This window comes from Labilithrix sp., from assembly GCA_019637155.1.
In the GTDB taxonomy this organism is placed as follows: domain Bacteria; phylum Myxococcota_A; class Polyangia; order Polyangiales; family Polyangiaceae; genus Labilithrix.
Window position 1 is genome coordinate 18,891 of record JAHBWE010000006.1, and the last position, 15,658, is coordinate 34,548.

General features: G+C 71.3%; 17 protein-coding genes. 7 read left to right on the forward strand and 10 right to left on the reverse strand.

Going from position 1 to position 15,658, the window contains the following annotated elements; all coding sequences use genetic code 11:
- Nucleotides 1–9 precede the first annotated feature (9 nt).
- Nucleotides 10–1,104 (reverse strand): KamA family radical SAM protein, encoded by a 1,095-nt coding sequence (locus KF837_13390; protein ID MBX3228307.1) that lies wholly within the window; start codon nucleotides 1,102–1,104, stop codon nucleotides 10–12.
- Nucleotides 1,101–2,192, reverse strand: coding sequence for a peptidyl-prolyl cis-trans isomerase (locus tag KF837_13395; protein MBX3228308.1), 1,092 nt, complete (start codon nucleotides 2,190–2,192; stop codon nucleotides 1,101–1,103). Before KF837_13395 ends, KF837_13390 begins: the two co-directional genes overlap by 4 nt.
- Nucleotides 2,193–2,260: 68 nt before the next feature.
- Here KF837_13395 and KF837_13400 point away from each other — a divergent pair, with 68 nt between their 5' ends.
- The 5 genes from KF837_13400 to KF837_13420 all read left to right on the forward strand — a co-directional run bounded on the left by KF837_13400 (nucleotide 2,261) and on the right by KF837_13420 (nucleotide 5,495).
- The gene (locus KF837_13400) at nucleotides 2,261–2,848 is read left to right on the forward strand and encodes a peptidoglycan-binding protein (protein ID MBX3228309.1); all 588 of its coding nucleotides are present in this window, start codon (nucleotides 2,261–2,263) and stop codon (nucleotides 2,846–2,848) included.
- 46 nt (nucleotides 2,849–2,894) lie between these two features.
- Nucleotides 2,895–3,677 carry a UMP kinase gene (gene pyrH / locus KF837_13405; GenBank protein ID MBX3228310.1) on the forward strand — a complete coding sequence of 261 codons (783 nt, stop codon included), beginning with the start codon at nucleotides 2,895–2,897 and terminating at the stop codon, nucleotides 3,675–3,677.
- A 93-nt stretch (nucleotides 3,678–3,770) separates the two neighbouring features.
- A complete protein-coding gene (locus KF837_13410) occupies nucleotides 3,771–4,037 on the forward strand; it encodes a hypothetical protein (protein ID MBX3228311.1) in 267 nt (88 codons plus the stop codon).
- 506 nt (nucleotides 4,038–4,543) lie between these two features.
- Nucleotides 4,544–4,834 carry a hypothetical protein gene (locus KF837_13415; protein MBX3228312.1) on the forward strand — a complete coding sequence of 97 codons (291 nt, stop codon included), beginning with the start codon at nucleotides 4,544–4,546 and terminating at the stop codon, nucleotides 4,832–4,834.
- On the forward strand, nucleotides 4,827–5,495 hold the full coding sequence (locus KF837_13420; GenBank protein MBX3228313.1) for a LamG domain-containing protein: 669 nt from the start codon (nucleotides 4,827–4,829) through the stop codon (nucleotides 5,493–5,495). The genes KF837_13415 and KF837_13420 overlap by 8 nt, the downstream gene beginning before the upstream one ends.
- Before the next feature lie 5 nt (nucleotides 5,496–5,500).
- On the opposite strand, the gene KF837_13425 is transcribed toward KF837_13420, so the two are convergent.
- The 5 genes from KF837_13425 to KF837_13445 form a co-directional block, all read right to left on the reverse strand.
- Nucleotides 5,501–6,541 carry a serine/threonine protein kinase gene (locus KF837_13425; GenBank protein MBX3228314.1) on the reverse strand — a complete coding sequence of 347 codons (1,041 nt, stop codon included), beginning with the start codon at nucleotides 6,539–6,541 and terminating at the stop codon, nucleotides 5,501–5,503.
- 161 nt (nucleotides 6,542–6,702) lie between these two features.
- A complete protein-coding gene (locus tag KF837_13430; protein MBX3228315.1) occupies nucleotides 6,703–8,118 on the reverse strand; it encodes a DUF4388 domain-containing protein in 1,416 nt (471 codons plus the stop codon).
- Between the two features lie 2 nt (nucleotides 8,119–8,120).
- Nucleotides 8,121–9,833, reverse strand: a complete 1,713-nt coding sequence (locus KF837_13435) for a hypothetical protein (GenBank protein MBX3228316.1) — start codon at nucleotides 9,831–9,833, stop codon at nucleotides 8,121–8,123.
- Entirely contained in the window at nucleotides 9,830–10,609 is a 780-nt protein-coding gene (gene dapF / locus KF837_13440) for a diaminopimelate epimerase (GenBank protein ID MBX3228317.1), read from the reverse strand. Before dapF ends, KF837_13435 begins: the two co-directional genes overlap by 4 nt.
- Nucleotides 10,606–10,932: a YggU family protein gene (locus tag KF837_13445; protein ID MBX3228318.1), complete on the reverse strand. Its 327-nt coding sequence runs from the start codon at nucleotides 10,930–10,932 to the stop codon at nucleotides 10,606–10,608. Before KF837_13445 ends, dapF begins: the two co-directional genes overlap by 4 nt.
- On the opposite strand from KF837_13445, the gene aroC reads away from it, so the two are divergent.
- Complete coding sequence (gene aroC, locus KF837_13450) at nucleotides 10,931–12,100, forward strand: chorismate synthase (protein ID MBX3228319.1); 1,170 nt, start codon at nucleotides 10,931–10,933, stop codon at nucleotides 12,098–12,100. The genes KF837_13445 and aroC overlap by 2 nt on opposite strands.
- A gap of 2 nt (nucleotides 12,101–12,102) precedes the next feature.
- On the forward strand, nucleotides 12,103–13,680 hold the full coding sequence (gene aroB, locus KF837_13455; GenBank protein MBX3228320.1) for a 3-dehydroquinate synthase: 1,578 nt from the start codon (nucleotides 12,103–12,105) through the stop codon (nucleotides 13,678–13,680).
- Nucleotides 13,681–13,715: 35 nt separating this feature from the next.
- On the opposite strand, the gene KF837_13460 is transcribed toward aroB, so the two are convergent.
- The 3 genes from KF837_13460 to KF837_13470 form a co-directional block, all read right to left on the reverse strand.
- Nucleotides 13,716–13,892: a hypothetical protein gene (locus tag KF837_13460; GenBank protein MBX3228321.1), complete on the reverse strand. Its 177-nt coding sequence runs from the start codon at nucleotides 13,890–13,892 to the stop codon at nucleotides 13,716–13,718.
- Between the two features lie 78 nt (nucleotides 13,893–13,970).
- Complete coding sequence (locus KF837_13465) at nucleotides 13,971–14,270, reverse strand: hypothetical protein (GenBank protein MBX3228322.1); 300 nt, start codon at nucleotides 14,268–14,270, stop codon at nucleotides 13,971–13,973.
- Nucleotides 14,267–15,652, reverse strand: a complete 1,386-nt coding sequence (locus KF837_13470) for a trypsin-like peptidase domain-containing protein (GenBank protein ID MBX3228323.1) — start codon at nucleotides 15,650–15,652, stop codon at nucleotides 14,267–14,269. Before KF837_13470 ends, KF837_13465 begins: the two co-directional genes overlap by 4 nt.
- Nucleotides 15,653–15,658 lie beyond the last annotated feature (6 nt).

A 15,658-nucleotide genomic window follows, 5' to 3' on the forward strand; every position in this document is an offset into this window, starting at 1 on the left:
TTTGGTTGCTTATGAGGTGGGGGGATCGAGGTATGCGATTTCCTCGCCGCGGAAGGTGCGGAGGAGGGTGCGTCCGGGGGCGCGCGCGACGACGTAGTCTGGGCCGATCGGGACTTTTCCTCGGCCGCCGGGGGTGTCGCAAATCAGCTTCGGGAGCGCGATGCCGGTCAGACGGCCCTGCAGCGCGGCCATGATCGCGATCCCTCGATCGAGGGGCGTGCGGAGATGGCCGGTGCCGCGGACCGGGTCGGCTTGGAGGAGGTAGTACGGGCGCACGCGCGCGCGGACGAGGCCGCGGAACAGGGCCTCGAGGACGGCGGCGTCGTCGTTGACGCCGGCGAGGAGGACGCTCTGGTTCATCACCGGGAAGCCCGCGTCGGCGAGGCGGGTGCACGCCGCGATCGCCTCCGGCGTGAGCTCCTTCGGGTGGTTGAAGTGGGTCATCACCCAGATCGGGTGGTGGGGGCGGAGCGCGGACACGAGCTCGTTCGTGACGCGCATCGGCAGCGTGACCGGCACGCGCGTCGCGAGGCGGATCGTCTCGACGTTCGGGATCGCGCGGACGCGCGCGACGAGCCGCTCGAGGCGATCGGTCGCCATCGCGAGGGGGTCGCCGCCGCTCACGATGACGTCGCGCACCTCGGTGTGCGCCGCGACGTACGCGAACGCGGGCTCGAGGCGCTCGAGCGGGGCGGGTCCGCCGCCGTCGCCGACGATGCGGGAGCGCGTGCAGAAGCGGCAGTACACGGCGCAGCGATCGGTCGCGAGGAGGAGGACGCGATCGGGGTACCGCTGTACGAGGTGGGGCGCGACCTCGTGCGCGACCTCGCCGAGCGGATCGACCATGTCGCCGGCGACCTCCACCGACTCGAGCGCCTGCGGCACGCACTGGAGGCGGATCGGACAGCGTGGATCGTGACGATCGCAGAGCGCGAGGTAATACGGCGTGATCGCGACGGGGAGCCCTTGGCTCTCCGCGCGCCGGGCGCCCTCGAGCTCGCCCGGCGTCAGGTCGAGGACGCGCGCGAGCTCGTCGGCGCTGCGGATCGAGTCACGGAGCTGCGCGTGCCAGTCGTCTTTCCGGGAGAGCGCGACGAGGGTCAATCGCGTCCCGTCGTCGAAGACGCGTCCGGAATACCGCCCGTCGTGGCGCCCGTCGTCGAGGACGAAGGTGCGCCCGGCGTGGCGCCCGTCGTCGAGGACGCGTCGGGCACGGCGCCCGCGTCCTTCGCGCTCGCGAGGTCGACGCGTATGGTCGCGAGCGCGGCTTCGTCGACCTCCACCTTCACGTCCTTCTTCAGCTCCACGATCAGCTTGTCTTCCCGCTCGCGCAGCTTGTCCTGCGCGAGCTTCACGCGGATGGTGCGCTCCGCCTCTTCGTAGCCGCGCTCGTGCGGGGCGATCTTCTGCGTGAGCCGGACGACGTAGAACTTGCCGCCCGCGGCGACGACCTTGTCGTGGACGCCGCCGAGCGCGTCGATCGCGAAGGCGGCGGCGCGGACCTCCTGCGGGATGCGCGGGTTGTCGCCGCGCGGATCGTCCGGCGGCGAGGCGATCCCCATGTCGCCGGCGAGGTCGTGCGGCACGTTCGCGCGCGCCTGCGGATCGATCGACTTCGAGCGGACGAGCTCGCCCCACTCCGTCGCGGTCGCGGCCTTCTGCGCGGCGGCGAGGGCCTCCTTCGCCGTCGCCTCGGAGCCGAGCACGATCGCGGACACGCGCCGGCGCTCGGGATCTTTGTATTCTGCACGATGTGCTTCGTACCAGGCGCGGACCTCGGACTCGGGCACGTCCGCCGGCGTCGGGGCGCCCTTGCGCGCCTCGGCCAGCATCGCGTCGCGCAGCACCGCGCGGAGCTCCTGCTGCGCGAGCGGGTCCTTGTCGTAGCCCTTCTCGGTCGCCTCCTGCGCGAGGAGCTCCACCGTGATCATCTCGTCGAGGAGCTCTTTGCGCCGCTCGGGCGACTGGTAGCGGAGGCGATCGAACTGGTCCATGTGCTCGAGCGCGGCGGTGTAGTCGCCGAGCGTGATCGTCTTGTCGCCGACGCGCGCGAGCACCTGCGCCGCTTGTTTGTCGGTGAGGAGGGACGTCGGCGAGGATCCGGCGTCCGATGCGCTCGAGCCGTCGCACGACTTGCAACCTGCAAAGACGACGAGGAGACCGAAGACGAAGAGCAGCAGCCCGGGCCGCATGACGGGACGAGACGGTAGCACGGCGCTGCGTCTTGCGCGCGTGCGAGGGCTGGGCGAGCATCCGCGCCATGGCACTTCTTCGACGTGGAATGGCGGGTGAGCCGGTGCGGATCCTTCAGGAGAAGCTCGGCGTGACGGCGGACGGCATCTTCGGTCAGGCGACGTACGGCGCGCTGATCCAGTACCAGAAGGACAACGGGCTCTCGCCCGACGGCATCGCCGGTCCGGACACGTTCACGGCGATGGAGCTCCCCGAGCTCGTCCTCTTGCACAAGCCGCTCAAGGGGCAGCAGGTGAAGAAGCTGCAGGAGGGCCTCGGCCTCGCCGCCGACGGCGTCTTCGGCCCGGCGACGGAGGCGGCGGTGAAGAAGGTCCAGGAGGCGAACGGCCTCGACGTCGACGGCATCGCGGGCCCGCAGACGCTGCAGCACATCCCCGGCTTCCGGATCGAGATGGAGATCATCCATCGCTCGCTCCTCTCGGACGACAGCGCCGCACCGGAGATCGACGCGGCCGCGGCGGAGACGGCCAAGGCCGAGTTCCAGGCGTCCGGCGCTGCGATCACGGTGGAGGAGCAGTCGACCATCTCGAAGGTCGCGAACGCGGTGACGGCTCCGTACAAGTCGATCTGGAGCACGATCAAATCCATCTTCTGACACGGGCGTTGCTCCTGGGCACGGGGGCGGGTAAGTCCATCGCTCGATGAGCGATCGCTACGGCCCCCAGTCCGGTCCTCGCCTCGACACGATCGCCCCGCCGCCGCGGGACTCGAGGCTCCACTACAAGCGCATCATCCTCAAGCTGAGCGGCGAAGCGCTGTGCGGCAGCACGGGTGGCTTCGGCATCCAGCCGGAGGTGCTGAAGGCGACGGCGCAGGAGCTGCACGAGGTGTGGCGCCTCGGCGTCCAGGTCGGCATCGTCGTCGGCGGCGGCAACATCTTCCGCGGCCTCAAGGGCGCGAGCGCCGGCATGGACCGCGCGCAGAGCGACTACATGGGCATGCTCGCGACGGTCATCAACGCGCTCGCGTTGCAGGACGCGCTCGAGCAGGCGGGCGTTCCCACGCGCGTGCAGACGGCGATCGAGATCCGCCAGATCGCGGAGCCGTACATCCGCCGCCGCGCGATCCGCCACATGGAGAAGGGCCGCTTCGTCATCTTCGCCGCCGGCACGGGCAACCCGTACTTCTCGACCGACACCGCCGCCGCGCTCCGCGCGATGGAGTGCGGTGCGCAGGCGCTCTTCAAGGCGACGAAGGTCGACGGCATCTACGACAAGGACCCGATGAAGCACGAAGACGCGCGGATGTACGATCGTGTCTCGTTCGGGAAGTTCATCAACGACCGCATCGGCGTGATGGACTCGACGGCCGCCACGCTCTGCCGCGACAACAACATGCCGATCCGCGTCTTCAAGCTCACGACGCCGGGCAACATCCGCGACGTGGTCATCGGCAAGCCGATCGGCACCACGGTCGAAGGTTGAGCTGAGCCACCACGCGCGCGAGGCACGCATCTGGCCTTCGTGTGAGGTCATGCGCAACCACGCGAGGCACGTATCTGGCCTTCGTGTGAGGTCATGCGCAACCTCACCAAGTACGAATCGGGTTTTCTCGCAGGTTTGGCGACGGCCCTGCTAGCGAGCGGTGTGACGTTCTTGCTCGCAAGCGCCATCCGCCGCCGACAATTCGCCGCAACGACAGGCACCCCCATCAGCATCGACGCCGCTCCCCCGAGCCGCGTCGACCTCGACGCGCAACCGGCCCCCGAAGCCAACGCCAGCGAGTCCCCCCGCCTCGAAAGCGAGGCCGTGACCGACGTGATGATCCCCTCCCAGCGCTGGTAAGCGCCCGCGCCCGCGCCCGCCACCGCGTCGCCCTCCGCCCTGCCCAAGCCGCGCCGATGCACAACCGACGTTGTGCAAATTGAACGAGCTGCCGCGTGGCGTGTCGCGCCAGCCGGCTCGAGTCGCGCCAGCTCGCTCGAGTCGCGGCGATGCACAACCAACGTTGTGCAAATGGACGACTCACCGCGCGAGTCCGGCTTCCGGTGCCCACGGTCGTCGGTCGTCGGCGTGTGAGGAGCGCCAGTCGTAAACGGCTTGGTGGCGCCATCCGAGATTCGGCACTGCGCCCGAGGTCGCGGCCGATCTGGATGGCCATCCGAGATTCGGCACTGCGCCCGAGGTCGCGGCCGATCTGGGTGGCGCATTCGAGATTCGGCACGGCGTCGGGGGGAGCGGTCGATCTGGACGGGGGCGTCGATCCGTGGTTCAGCTTTGAAGATGCGGGGATTCGATGCGGAGTGGCGGAGGGCGTGTTTTGCGCTGGTGGCCGTCGGCGCCGCCGCGGGGTGCAACGCGCTGACGGGGGCATCGGACCTGACGGAGGACGAGGCGGATCCGTTTACGGCGGCGGCCTCGTCGTCCACGAGCTCGGGAACGTCCGCGTCGTCGGGATCATCGTCTTCGTCATCAGGAGCATCGTCTTCGTCGTCGGCATCCTCGAGCACGTCGTCGTCGTCGTCGTCGTCGAGCTCCTCGTCGTCGTCGAGCTCCTCGTCGTCGTCAAGCTCCTCGTCGTCGTCGAGCTCCTCGTCCTCCTCCTCCTCGAGCGGGGGGCCGGCGTCGTGTGTCGTGAGTGAGGCGAACCTCGTTGGCTACTATCCGCTCAACGATGGGGCCGGGACCGTCGTGCGTGACTGCTCCGGCCGCGGGAACGATGGCACCGTCATCAGCTCGCATGGCCAGATGTGGACGAACGGCATGTTCGGCGGCGCGTTCGCGACGACGGCGTCGGCGGGGTGCATCGACCTCGGCAAACCGGCCGATCTGCTGCTCGAAGGGACCTCCTTCACCGTCTCGGCGTGGGGGCGCGCGGATGCGTTCGGGACGTCGACGATCTCCTATTACCTCGTCGGACGGACCGTGTTCCCCGACAGCGCCGGGTGGCGGCTCGGCACCGATCCCGGAAACACCTGGAGCACGAAGCTCTCCGACACCACGCGCGGCCTCCTCTTCCTCGAGAGCGCCGGACAGCAGAGCACCGGCGTCTGGACGCACGTCGTCGCGGTGTACGCGAGCGCAGGGAACGGGACGAACGGAGCCGTCACCCTCTACGTCAACGGCGCCGCCGTCGACAGCTCACCGTTCAGCGCCGTCAAACCCGACAACGGCGCGTCGCTTCGCATCGGCTGCCGCGGCGACAATCAGGGCTACTTCCGCGGCGCGATCGACGAAGTGCGGATCTACAACCGCGCGCTCAGCGCGGCCGACGTCGCCGCGCTGTCCAAGAAGGTCCCGTAGCCGCGCTACGCCGTGCGCGCGGAGCGTGAGAGGCGCTGGACCTGCAGCGTCGGCTGGTTGTCCCACTCGTCGCTCTCGGCGGAGGGGCGATAGGGCGCGCGCTGCGGGGGCGGCGGCGGCTCGACGCGCTGCCGCGGGCCGGTCTGCATCATCGCGCGGCGGCGCTCCGCCATCTGGCGCTTCGCCTCGTGGAGGTCGGCCTGGAACTCGTGCGCGGTCCCGTAGCGCTGGTTCGCGTCCTTCTCGATCGCGCGCGAGACGATGCGCTCGATGACGCTCGGGATGTCCGGACGGAGGTGCTTGAGCGGCGGCAGCGACTTCACGAGGACCGAGACGACCACCTCGCGCGCGTCCTTGCCCGGGAACGCGCGCTGGCCCGAGAGCGCCTCGTACAAGATGACGCCGACGGCGTAGAGATCGATGCGGCCGTCGAACGTGCGCTTGCCGGAGACCTGCTCCGGCGACATGTACTCGGGCGTGCCCACGACCTGACCCGCGCGCGTCAGCGTCGCGTCGTCCTTCGCCACCGCGGTCGCGGCGCGGCGGCACATCCCGAAGTCGAGGAGCTTCACGAGCGGCGTGCAGCCGTGGCGCGGGACGAGGAACACGTTGTCCGGCTTCACGTCGCGATGGACGATGCCGATCGCGTGCGCCGCGTCGAGCGCGGAGAGGAGCTGGAGCGCGATGTCGACCGCGTGCTCCGCCGACAGGTTGCCCGTGCGGCGAAGACATGACGTGAGCGTCTCGCCCTGGAGCCGCTCCATCACGAGGTAGGGCCGACCGTCCGGGAGGTACCCCGCGTCGGAGAGACCGCAGACGTTGGGATGATGAATCGCCGCGCCCGCGCGGGCCTCGCGCGCGAGCCGTGCGTTCGCTTGCTGATCGCGCGCCGAGCTCTTCACCATCTTGAGCGCGACGAGGCGGCCGAGCCGGAGGTCGTGCGCCTCGTAGACCACCGCGCAGCCGCCGCGACCAAGCTCGCCCCGGAGGACGTAGCGATCGGCCAACACCGTCTGGCGCGATGGATCCCGACCGTGCCCGCTCATGACGCCCCCATGGTGCAACCGTCGTACCGCTGGATTGCAGTGACGGTGGGTTTCACTCTCACGCGACCATCCGCCATCAGTTTCACGAGTTGGCCTGGATCGATCTCACCCCAGCTTGCGCAAAGGTGCATGCCCCAGCGTAGCGCAGATGGATCAAAGTCTCACGCTCCGGCGTCGGCTTCGAGGGCGGTGCGAATCAAGCTCGCGACCTGAACGGGGCTCGACTCGTCGACCGGACCGAACACCGCCGCCGCGTCGAGGATCGGCACCGACACCGAGCTGCACGCCTCGTTGAGCGGCTGCGCGGCGCCCTCGTCGAGGCGCACCGCGATCGCCGCGCCCGCGAGCGCCATCGGCCAGAGCGGCGCGTACGCGGGGACGAGCGGCAGCGCGACGACGTCGAGCTCCACGCCGTCCCCGAGACGAATGGTGGAGAGCGAGTGCGGGACCGGGACCGGCGGCGCGGGATCGGACGGCGGCAGCGCGTCGGCGAGCGAGAGCACGGTGTGCCCGAGCACCGCGAGACGCGAAGCGGTCGCGGCGAAGACGAGGCGCGCCGCGCCCGCGAACCCCGCCGCCTTCGCGCGCGCGGCGGAGGCGCGGACGAGGTGGAGCTGGTCGGCGCCGCAGAGCTGCACGCGCGAGGACTCGATCCCGATCTGCTTGATGCGCCCGCGCGCGTCGAGCGCGAGCGCCGACTCGAGGACGGTCGCGTCGGCGTGCGGCAGCTCGTCGAGGAGCTCGTCGAGCGTCGCCGGAACGCGGAGCCGCGCCATGACGTTCTGCTCGACCGCGGTCCCCTCGTCGTTGGCCGCGCCGTCGGACGCGATGAGCGTGTTCGTCGCGAGCGTGCCGGCCTGCGCGCGCAGCTCCTTCGCGCGCTCCGCGAGGCCGCGCGCTTCTTCGACGAGCGCGCGCGTCGGCACCGTGATCCGGCGCATGATCGCGGGCGCGCCCGGGACGAAGGTCGCGGTGCCCTCGTGCTCCGAGATCATGCGCGTCACCGCCTTCAGGCCCTCGAGCCGGACGTAGACCGCGTCCGCGACGTCGCCCTCGACGAGGCGCACCTCGCCCGAGCCCTTCGACGTCGTCACGGTGAGGGTGCCCGATCGCTTCTCCGTCGCGAGGACGACGAGGAGATCGGCGAGCGGACCATGCTCGAGCGAGTGCGCCGACGGCGCGAGGCTCGCGTAGCGCGGACGCTCCGACGTCCCGCTTGCCGCGCTCGTCTCGCTCGTGAGCGCGCCGATCCGCTCGACGATGCGCTCGATGTCGCGACGCACGATGCGGGTCCCGTTGCCGTTCGTCTCGTCGGCCGAGCCGACGAGCACGATGAGCGGCGGCACGCGCGAGAGCTCCACCGAGAGCGCGTCGATCACGCCGATGTTGCCGTCGGCCGGCTCCGCGACGTCGCGCGCGGCGATGACGACGTCGTAGGCGCCGGTCTTCGCGCGCTCGCACGCCATCTGCGAGCCGTTCGCGAGCGACACCTTGACCCCGCGCTCGCGCAGGACCCCGGCGAGCTCCGCGAGCGCGTCGACGTCGTGATCGACGAGCAAGACGCGGCTAGCAGTCATCGTCACCCCGCATGGTTCGCTCCCGCCGCGGCGAGCCGCTTCTCGATGACGTCCGCGAGGAGCGGGTCCGCCGCGTGCACGCCCTGGAAGCGCTCGCCGACGATGCGCCCACAGCACACCCACGCGCCGTGCTCGGCCTCGATCACGATCGCCTCGATGTCGGAGCAGCCCGCCTCGGCGCGGACGTCGTGCACCTTCGGGATCGTCGCCTGCCGCGCCGCGGCCGCGACGCCGAGGCCCGGCTGCAGCGTCGTCGTGACGTGGAGCTCGCCGCCGCGCTGCGCCTCCTTGCACGCGCGCGCCGCGAGCGAGAAGAGCGCGGTGCACGCGACGTTGAGCGGGTACGAGGAGCGCGGGCCGGCGTCGACCATCGGACGCGACAAGAGCGCGTCGACCACCTCCGCGAGCGGGAGGCCGTCGAGCCCGAGCGCGTGCACGCTCGAGCGCGCGTCGTCGCTCGCGCGCGCGCGCGCCGACTTGATGAGGCGGCGCAGCGTCGTCCCGTCGTGCGGATACGTCGCGACGCCGATCGCCACGCTCATGCCGCTGCGCGACGAGTCGGTGCGGCTGCTGCTCGGGTTGCCGCGCGGGCGGGCGCGCCGATCGCCCTGGAGCCGCGCGAGGATGCGGCGGCGGCACGACTGCGCGCCGATGCCGGTGGTCTCGGGGAGGAAGAGGAGGAGGTCGCCGTCCTCGAGCCCGCACAGCGCGTCGGTCGTGCGGATGATGTCGACGATCTCGCGCGTCGCCTCTTCGCGCCGGCTCGACTTGTCGCCCGGGAGCGCGATCGCGAGCACGCTGCAGCGGCGATCGTGGCGCGCGGCGAGGGTGAGGAGACGATCGGCGACGCCGCGGAAGTGCTTCGGCGGGAAGACGCGCGTCCCCTCGTCGACGGGGCCCTCGGGGCGGTCGACGATCGAGAGCATCGCCGCGGCGAGGTCGGCGAGCTGCGCGATCTCGGGCTCGATCGACGGCGGCGCGCGATCGAGGACGAGCATGCCGATCGCCCCTTGCGACGCGATGAGCGGGACGACGCGGGCGGCCCGCGCGCTGACGAGGCGCGAGAGATCGGCCGGCGCGCACGTCGACGGCAGATCGAGCGCGGTGCCGAGCGCGGCGAGGAGGACGCGCTCGCTGTCGTCGTGGCCGAAGGTCGCGTAGAGCGCGACGCCCTGCGCGGCGGTGAGCTGCGAGACGCCGTCGACGATCGCGCGGACCGCGTCGGAGGGCGCGGCGCCGCGGGCGAAGCGGACGAGGCGGTCATAGGTCTCGAGGCGCTTCCGCTCGCGCGCGAGCTTCGCCTCGAGCGAGGTGACCTCCTTCTTGCGCACCGCCTCGAGCTTCACGTCGGAGAGGACGCGCGCGATCGCCTCCCCCGTCGGCGGCGCGACGATGACGCCGTTCGCGCCGAGCGAGAGCGCCTCGGTGCCGCGATCGATCTCCGGCGGGTGGACGATCGCGTGGAGCGCCGCGCCGGGGCAAAGGCTCGGGATGTGATGGCAGAGCGCGAGCGCGGCGCCGCCGAGGGCGCGCAGCTCGACGAACGCGACGTCGACGCGGTCGATCGACGCGGCCTGGACCGCGTCCTCGATCGACGACGCCTGGATGAAGAGGTCGCCCTCTTCGCTCACGACGTGCTCGATCGCCCGCTTCACGTCCTCGTCTTCGAGGACGACGAGGACGCGGAGGGGACCTGTGCGCGCCGACTGGCTCACGCCGGCACGCTCCCGCGGAAGACGAAGCTCGCCGGCCCGCGCATGATCGCGTGACCCTCGCTCGTCATGCGGATCGAGAGCGGCCCGCCGAGGAGGTTCACGCGGACCTCGCCCCCGGCCGGCACCCAGCCCTTCGCGATCGCGACCGCGACGGTGGCGCACGCGCCGGTCCCGCAGGCCTGGGTGATGCCGACCCCGCGCTCCCACACGACGAGGTCGATCTCGTCCGGCGCCTTCACGACCGCGAACTCGACGTTCGTGCCGTTCGGGAAGTGGGCGTGCTTCTCGACGCGCGGGCCGACCCGCTCGATCGTGCTTCGGTCCGCGGGCTGGATCGTGATCGCGTGCGGGTTGCCGGCGTCGCCGAGCGACCACGCGAAGCCTTCGAGCTCGACGTCCCCGACGTGGCGCACCGGACCCATGTCGATCGTGACGACGTTGCCCGCGACGTCGCAGCGCTTCTCGCCCGCGTCGGTGTCGAAGCGGAGCGCGCCCTCGGCGAGGTTCCGCGTCCGCGCGACGTGGAGCGCGACGCAGCGAAGCCCGTTGCCGCACATCTCCGGGATCGATCCGTCCGCGTTGATGACGCGCATGCGGCCGTCGGTCCCCGCGGCGCCGGGGAGCACGAGCAGGACGCCGTCCGCGCCGACGCCGAGACGGCGGTCGCAGAGGCGCCGCGCGAGGTCGACCGTGACGGCGTCGTCGCGCGCGGCCTCGATCACGACGAAGTCGTTGCCGAGCCCTTCGTACTTGTAAAAGTCGAGGGCGCCGCTCATTTGCCGGAGGAAGATACCACCGTTAGCCGAGCGTGGAGGGTCTCACGATCGAGCCCGGTCACGCTCACGAGCTTGGTCTTCGACGTCTGGCCACGGACGATTTCCACGTTCTTCCTGGGCACCCCGAGCTCCCGCGCGAGGAAGCGGACGAGCTCCTCGTTCGCCGCGCCGTCCACCGGCGGCGCGCCGATGGCGACCTCGACCGCATCGCCGCGGATCCCCTTGAACGCGCTCCGCTTCGCCCCCGGCCGCGCGTGGACTTCGAACCGCAGGGCGAAGTCCTTCTCGCTGACCGGGATCGGGGGCACAGTACGAAAGAGCATGTCACGATTGCGGTGGATCACCACGGGCGAGTCGCACGGGCCGAAGCTCGTGTCGGTCGTCGAAGGCATTCCGGCGGGCCTCTCCCTCCTCGCCGAGCACGTCGACGTGCACCTCGCGCGCCGCCAGCGCGGGTACGGGCGCGGCGGGCGGATGAAGATCGAGACCGACCGCGTCGAGTTCACCGGCGGCGTCCGCGGGGGCGAGACGCTCGGCTCGCCGATCGCGATGACGGTCGTGAACAAGGACCATCAGAGCTGGCTCGATCGCATGGCGCCGGCGCCGATGGCGGAGACGCCGGAGCCGCTCACGCGCCCGCGCCCCGGTCACGCCGACCTCTCCGGCGGCCTCAAATACGATCGCCACGACCTCCGCGACATCCTCGAGCGCGCGAGCGCGCGCGAGACGGCGTCCCGCACCGCGGTCGGCGCGGTCTGCCGGCGCGTCCTCGAGGAGGTGGGGATCGAGGTCCTCGCCCACGTCGTCTCGATCGGCGACGTGGAGGCGCAGCGCTTCGCGCACGACTTCGAGGAGATGAAGACGATCGCGCGGAAGAGCGACCTCGCCTGCCTCGATCCCGACGCCGAGCAGCGGATGAAGGAGGCGATCCACGCCGCCGCGCACGCGGGCGACACGCTCGGCGGCGTCTTCGAGGTCGTCGCGGTGGGCGTGATGCCGGGCCTCGGCTCGCACACGCAGTGGGACCGGAAGCTCGACGGCCGTCTCGCGCAGGCGCTCTGCTCGATCCAGGCGATCAAGGCGGTCGAGATCGGCGACGGCTGGCAGGCGGCGAAGACGCGCGGCTCGCAGGTGCACGACGCGATCGAGTACGACGCGGACGCGAAGAAGAAGTGGCGGCGCCCCACGAACCGCGCCGGCGGCCTCGAAGGTGGGATCACGAACGGCGAGCCGGTCGTCGTGCGCGCGGCGATGAAGCCGATCGCGACGCTCAAGAAGGCGCTCCCGAGCGTCGACGTCGTTTCGAAGGAGGCCTTCGACGCCGCGCACGAGCGGAGCGACATCTGCGCCGTCGCCGCCGCGTCGATCGTCGGCGAGGCGATGGTCGCGATCACGCTCTGCGACGCGCTCCTCGAGAAGTTCGGCGCCGACTCGATGCGCGAGCTGAAGCGCAACGTCGACGGCTACCGCGCGCAGCTGGCGGAGTATTGAGGATGCGCTCCGTCGTCTTGAGCGGGTTCATGGCGACGGGCAAGAGCACCGTCGGCCAGCTCGTCGCGCAGGACCTCGGGCTGCCGTTCATCGACACCGACGACCTGATCGCGAAGGCGGCGGGCAAGCCCGTCGGCGAGGTCTTCGCGGAGGAGGGGGAGGCGAAGTTCCGCGACCGCGAGGTCGACTTCATCCTCCCGCTCCTCGACGACGGGATCCCGCGCGTGCTCTCCTTCGGCGGCGGCGCGGTGACCGTGCCGCGGATCCGCCACGCCGCGCTCGAGGCCGCCACCGTCGTCACGCTCACCGCGAGCGCGGAGACGATCGCGGAGCGCGTCACGTCGGTGTCGGAGCGCCCCGCCCTCGGCGCGCGTTCGAAGATCGATCGCGTGCGCGACATGCTCGCGCTCCGCGCCGAGGTCTACGGCGAGTGCCACGGCACGATCGCGACCGACGGGCGGACGCCGACCGACATCGCGGCGGAGGTCGTCCGCATCGCGACGCACGACGCGATCGCGGTGCCGCTCGGCGCGCGCTCCTACGCGGTGGAGCTCGGCAACAGCGCGCCGGCGATGTTGACCGAGACGCTGCGCGCGCTCGCGCCGTCGAGCGTCGTCGTCGTCACGGACGAGAACGTCATCGCCGCGCGCGGCCCCTGGCTCGACTCCGCGCTCGCCACCCTCGACGTGCCCTGCACGAAGGTCGTCCTCACCCCGGGCGAGGAGCACAAGACGCTCGCGGCGGTCTCGAAGATCTGGGACGCGGCGCTCGGGGCGGGGGTCGATCGACGCGCGGTCGTCCTCGCGTTCGGCGGCGGCGTCGTCGGCGACCTCGCCGGCTTCGCCGCCTCCACGCTCCTGCGGGGCGTGCGATGTGTGCAGATTGCAACCAGCCTGCTGGCGATGGTCGACTCCTCGGTCGGCGGCAAGACCGGCTTCGATCACGCGGCGGGCAAGAACCTCCTCGGCGCGTTCTTCCAGCCGACGCGCGTGCTCCTCGATCTCGAGCACCTCGTCACGCTGTCGGATCGCCATCGCTCGGCCGGGCTCGCGGAGGTAGTGAAGATCGCGCTCGTCCGCGATCCGCCGCTCCTCGATCTGCTCGAGACGAAGGGCCACGCGATCGCGCTCGGCGACAGCACGGTGCTGCGCGACGTCGTGCGCGCCGCGGTCTGCGCAAAGATGCGCGTCGTCCGCGAGGACGAGCACGAGACGGGCGTGCGCGCGCTCCTGAACCTCGGCCACACGGTGGGCCACGCGCTCGAGTCGCACGGCGCGTACAAGCGCTGGATCCACGGGGAGGCGGTCGCGATCGGCACCGTCCTCGAGCTCCAGGCGACGGAGCGCCTCGGCCTCACGCCGCCCGGCACGTCGGAGCGCGCCGCGGCCCTCCTGACCCGCTTCGGCCTCCCGACGACGTGCACGCACGCCGACGTGACGGCGGCGTGGCCCTACGTGCTGAGCGACAAGAAGCGCGCGCGATCGAAGGTGAAGCTCCCGATCGTCACCGGCTGGGGCGCGGCGCACGTGCAGCCGATCGAGCTCGACACCCTAAAGGACGCGCTCGGCGTCACCACGTGAAGCCGACCGCGCTCGTGGTCGTCGCAGCCGCAGTGTCACTTCCGCGGCGGCCGTCGCAGCCCCGCTTCGGTGCCCGCGCGCTCCATGAAGCGCGCGAGGTCGTAGAGCGCGCGGAGCTCGCGCAGTCGCCGTTCGTATCGCTCGAGCTCCGCGAGCTCGCGGAGCGCGTGCACGCGCTGATTCACGACCTCGACGGAGAGATCAGCCTTCATTGGCCTCGAGGTTGTCGATGTCCGCGACGTCTTGCAGCCGTCCGGCGATTCGCTTCATCCGGAGGAGCGACTCACGGCTCACGACGCGAAGCACGCCGCCGGCGAGAGGTGCTCCGCGCCGTCGATCTTCGTCACGCGCCGAACGTCGTGCCCTTCGCCGGTGCAGGACGAGCCCGGTTTCGCGACGAAGGTGAAGCCGATGGGCGCCACTGCCGCGAGCGCGAGCGCGATCGCGTCCGCGCGCACGAGGACGTCGATGTCGACCGTCGCGCGGACCCACCCGTGGAGCGCCACCGCGACACCTCCGCAGACGGCGTATTCGACGCCTGCTTCGCGGAGCGCGCGGCAGACAGCGAACAGCTCGTCGACGAGGTTCATTTCTTCATCGCGGCGTAGAAGCTCTGGTCGCGGCGGCGGACGCGGAGGAGGAGCTGGCCGTCCTTCGCGGCGGCCGCGAGCTGCGAGGCGTTCGGGTCCGCGGTGCCGTCGGCTTCGATGATCACGTCGCCCGGCTTGAGGCCCGCGCGATCGGCCGAGGAGCCCGGCGTCACGCTCGTCACCACCGGCACCGGCCGCACGCCGACGCCGAGCTGCTGCGCCTGCGCCGCGGTCAGGTCGCGGACGCTCAGGCCGAGGCCCGACTGCGGCACGCCCTGCGACTGCACCGGCAGCGGCGGCACGGCCGCCTCCTGGCGCGCCGCGAGCGTCGTGCTCGAGCCGTAGTGCTTGCCGTCGCGCACGATCTCGAGCGACACCGTCTGGCCGATCTCGTGGTTGATCAGCTCGCGCACGAGCTCGCGCCCGTCCGTCACCTTCTTGCCCCCCACCGCCGCGATGACGTCGCCCGGCTTGATGTTCGCCTTCGCGGCGGGGCCGCCGTCGTTCACCGAGTTCACGAGCACCCCCGCGCGCGCGTCGGGGAGCTTCAGCGCCGACGCGAGCTCCGGCGTGAGGTCCTGGATGCCGACCCCGATCCACGCGCGCTCGACCTTGCCCGTCTTCAAGATCTGCTCCGCCACCCGCTTCGCGAGGCTGGAGGGGACCGCGAAGCCGATGCCCGCGCCGCGGCCGACGACCATCGTGTTGATGCCGAGGACGTTGCCGTTCAGGTCGCAGAGCGGACCGCCGGAGTTGCCGGGGTTGATGCTCGCGTCGGTCTGCAGGTAGTCCTCGATCTGGTTCATGCCGAGGCCGCCGCGGCCCTTCGCCGAGAGCACGCCGGTCGTCACCGTGTAGCCGAGCCCGAACGGCGAGCCGATCGCGACGACCCACTCGCCGACGCGCGCGGCGTCGGAGTCCGCGAACTTCGCGGCGGTGAGGCCCATCGCGTCGACCTTGACCACCGCGAGATCGGTCGCGGGATCGCGGCCGAGGAGCTTCGCGGAGAGGAGGCGCCCGTCGCGGAGGCGGACATTGATCGTCAGGGCGTGATCGATGACGTGGTTGTTCGTGAGGATCGCGCCCTCGGGCGTGAAGACGACGCCCGAGCCCGTGCCGCGCGCGATCGGCGTGTCCTCCTTGCGCCCGAAGAAGCGGAGCCCCTCGTTCTCCTCGTGGACCGTGACCTCGATCTGCACCACCGCGGGGCTCACCTTCTCGGCGACGGAGACGAACCCGTCGGAGAGCTTCTGCGCCTCCGCCTTCGCCGCGACCGCGGCCTGCGGTGTGGGCGGTTTGTCCGCCTTCTTCTTCTCCTGCGCGAACGCCGGAGCGGTCAAGGTGAGCAGCGCGAAGGTCGGAACGAAGAAACGGCGCAACATGACCGC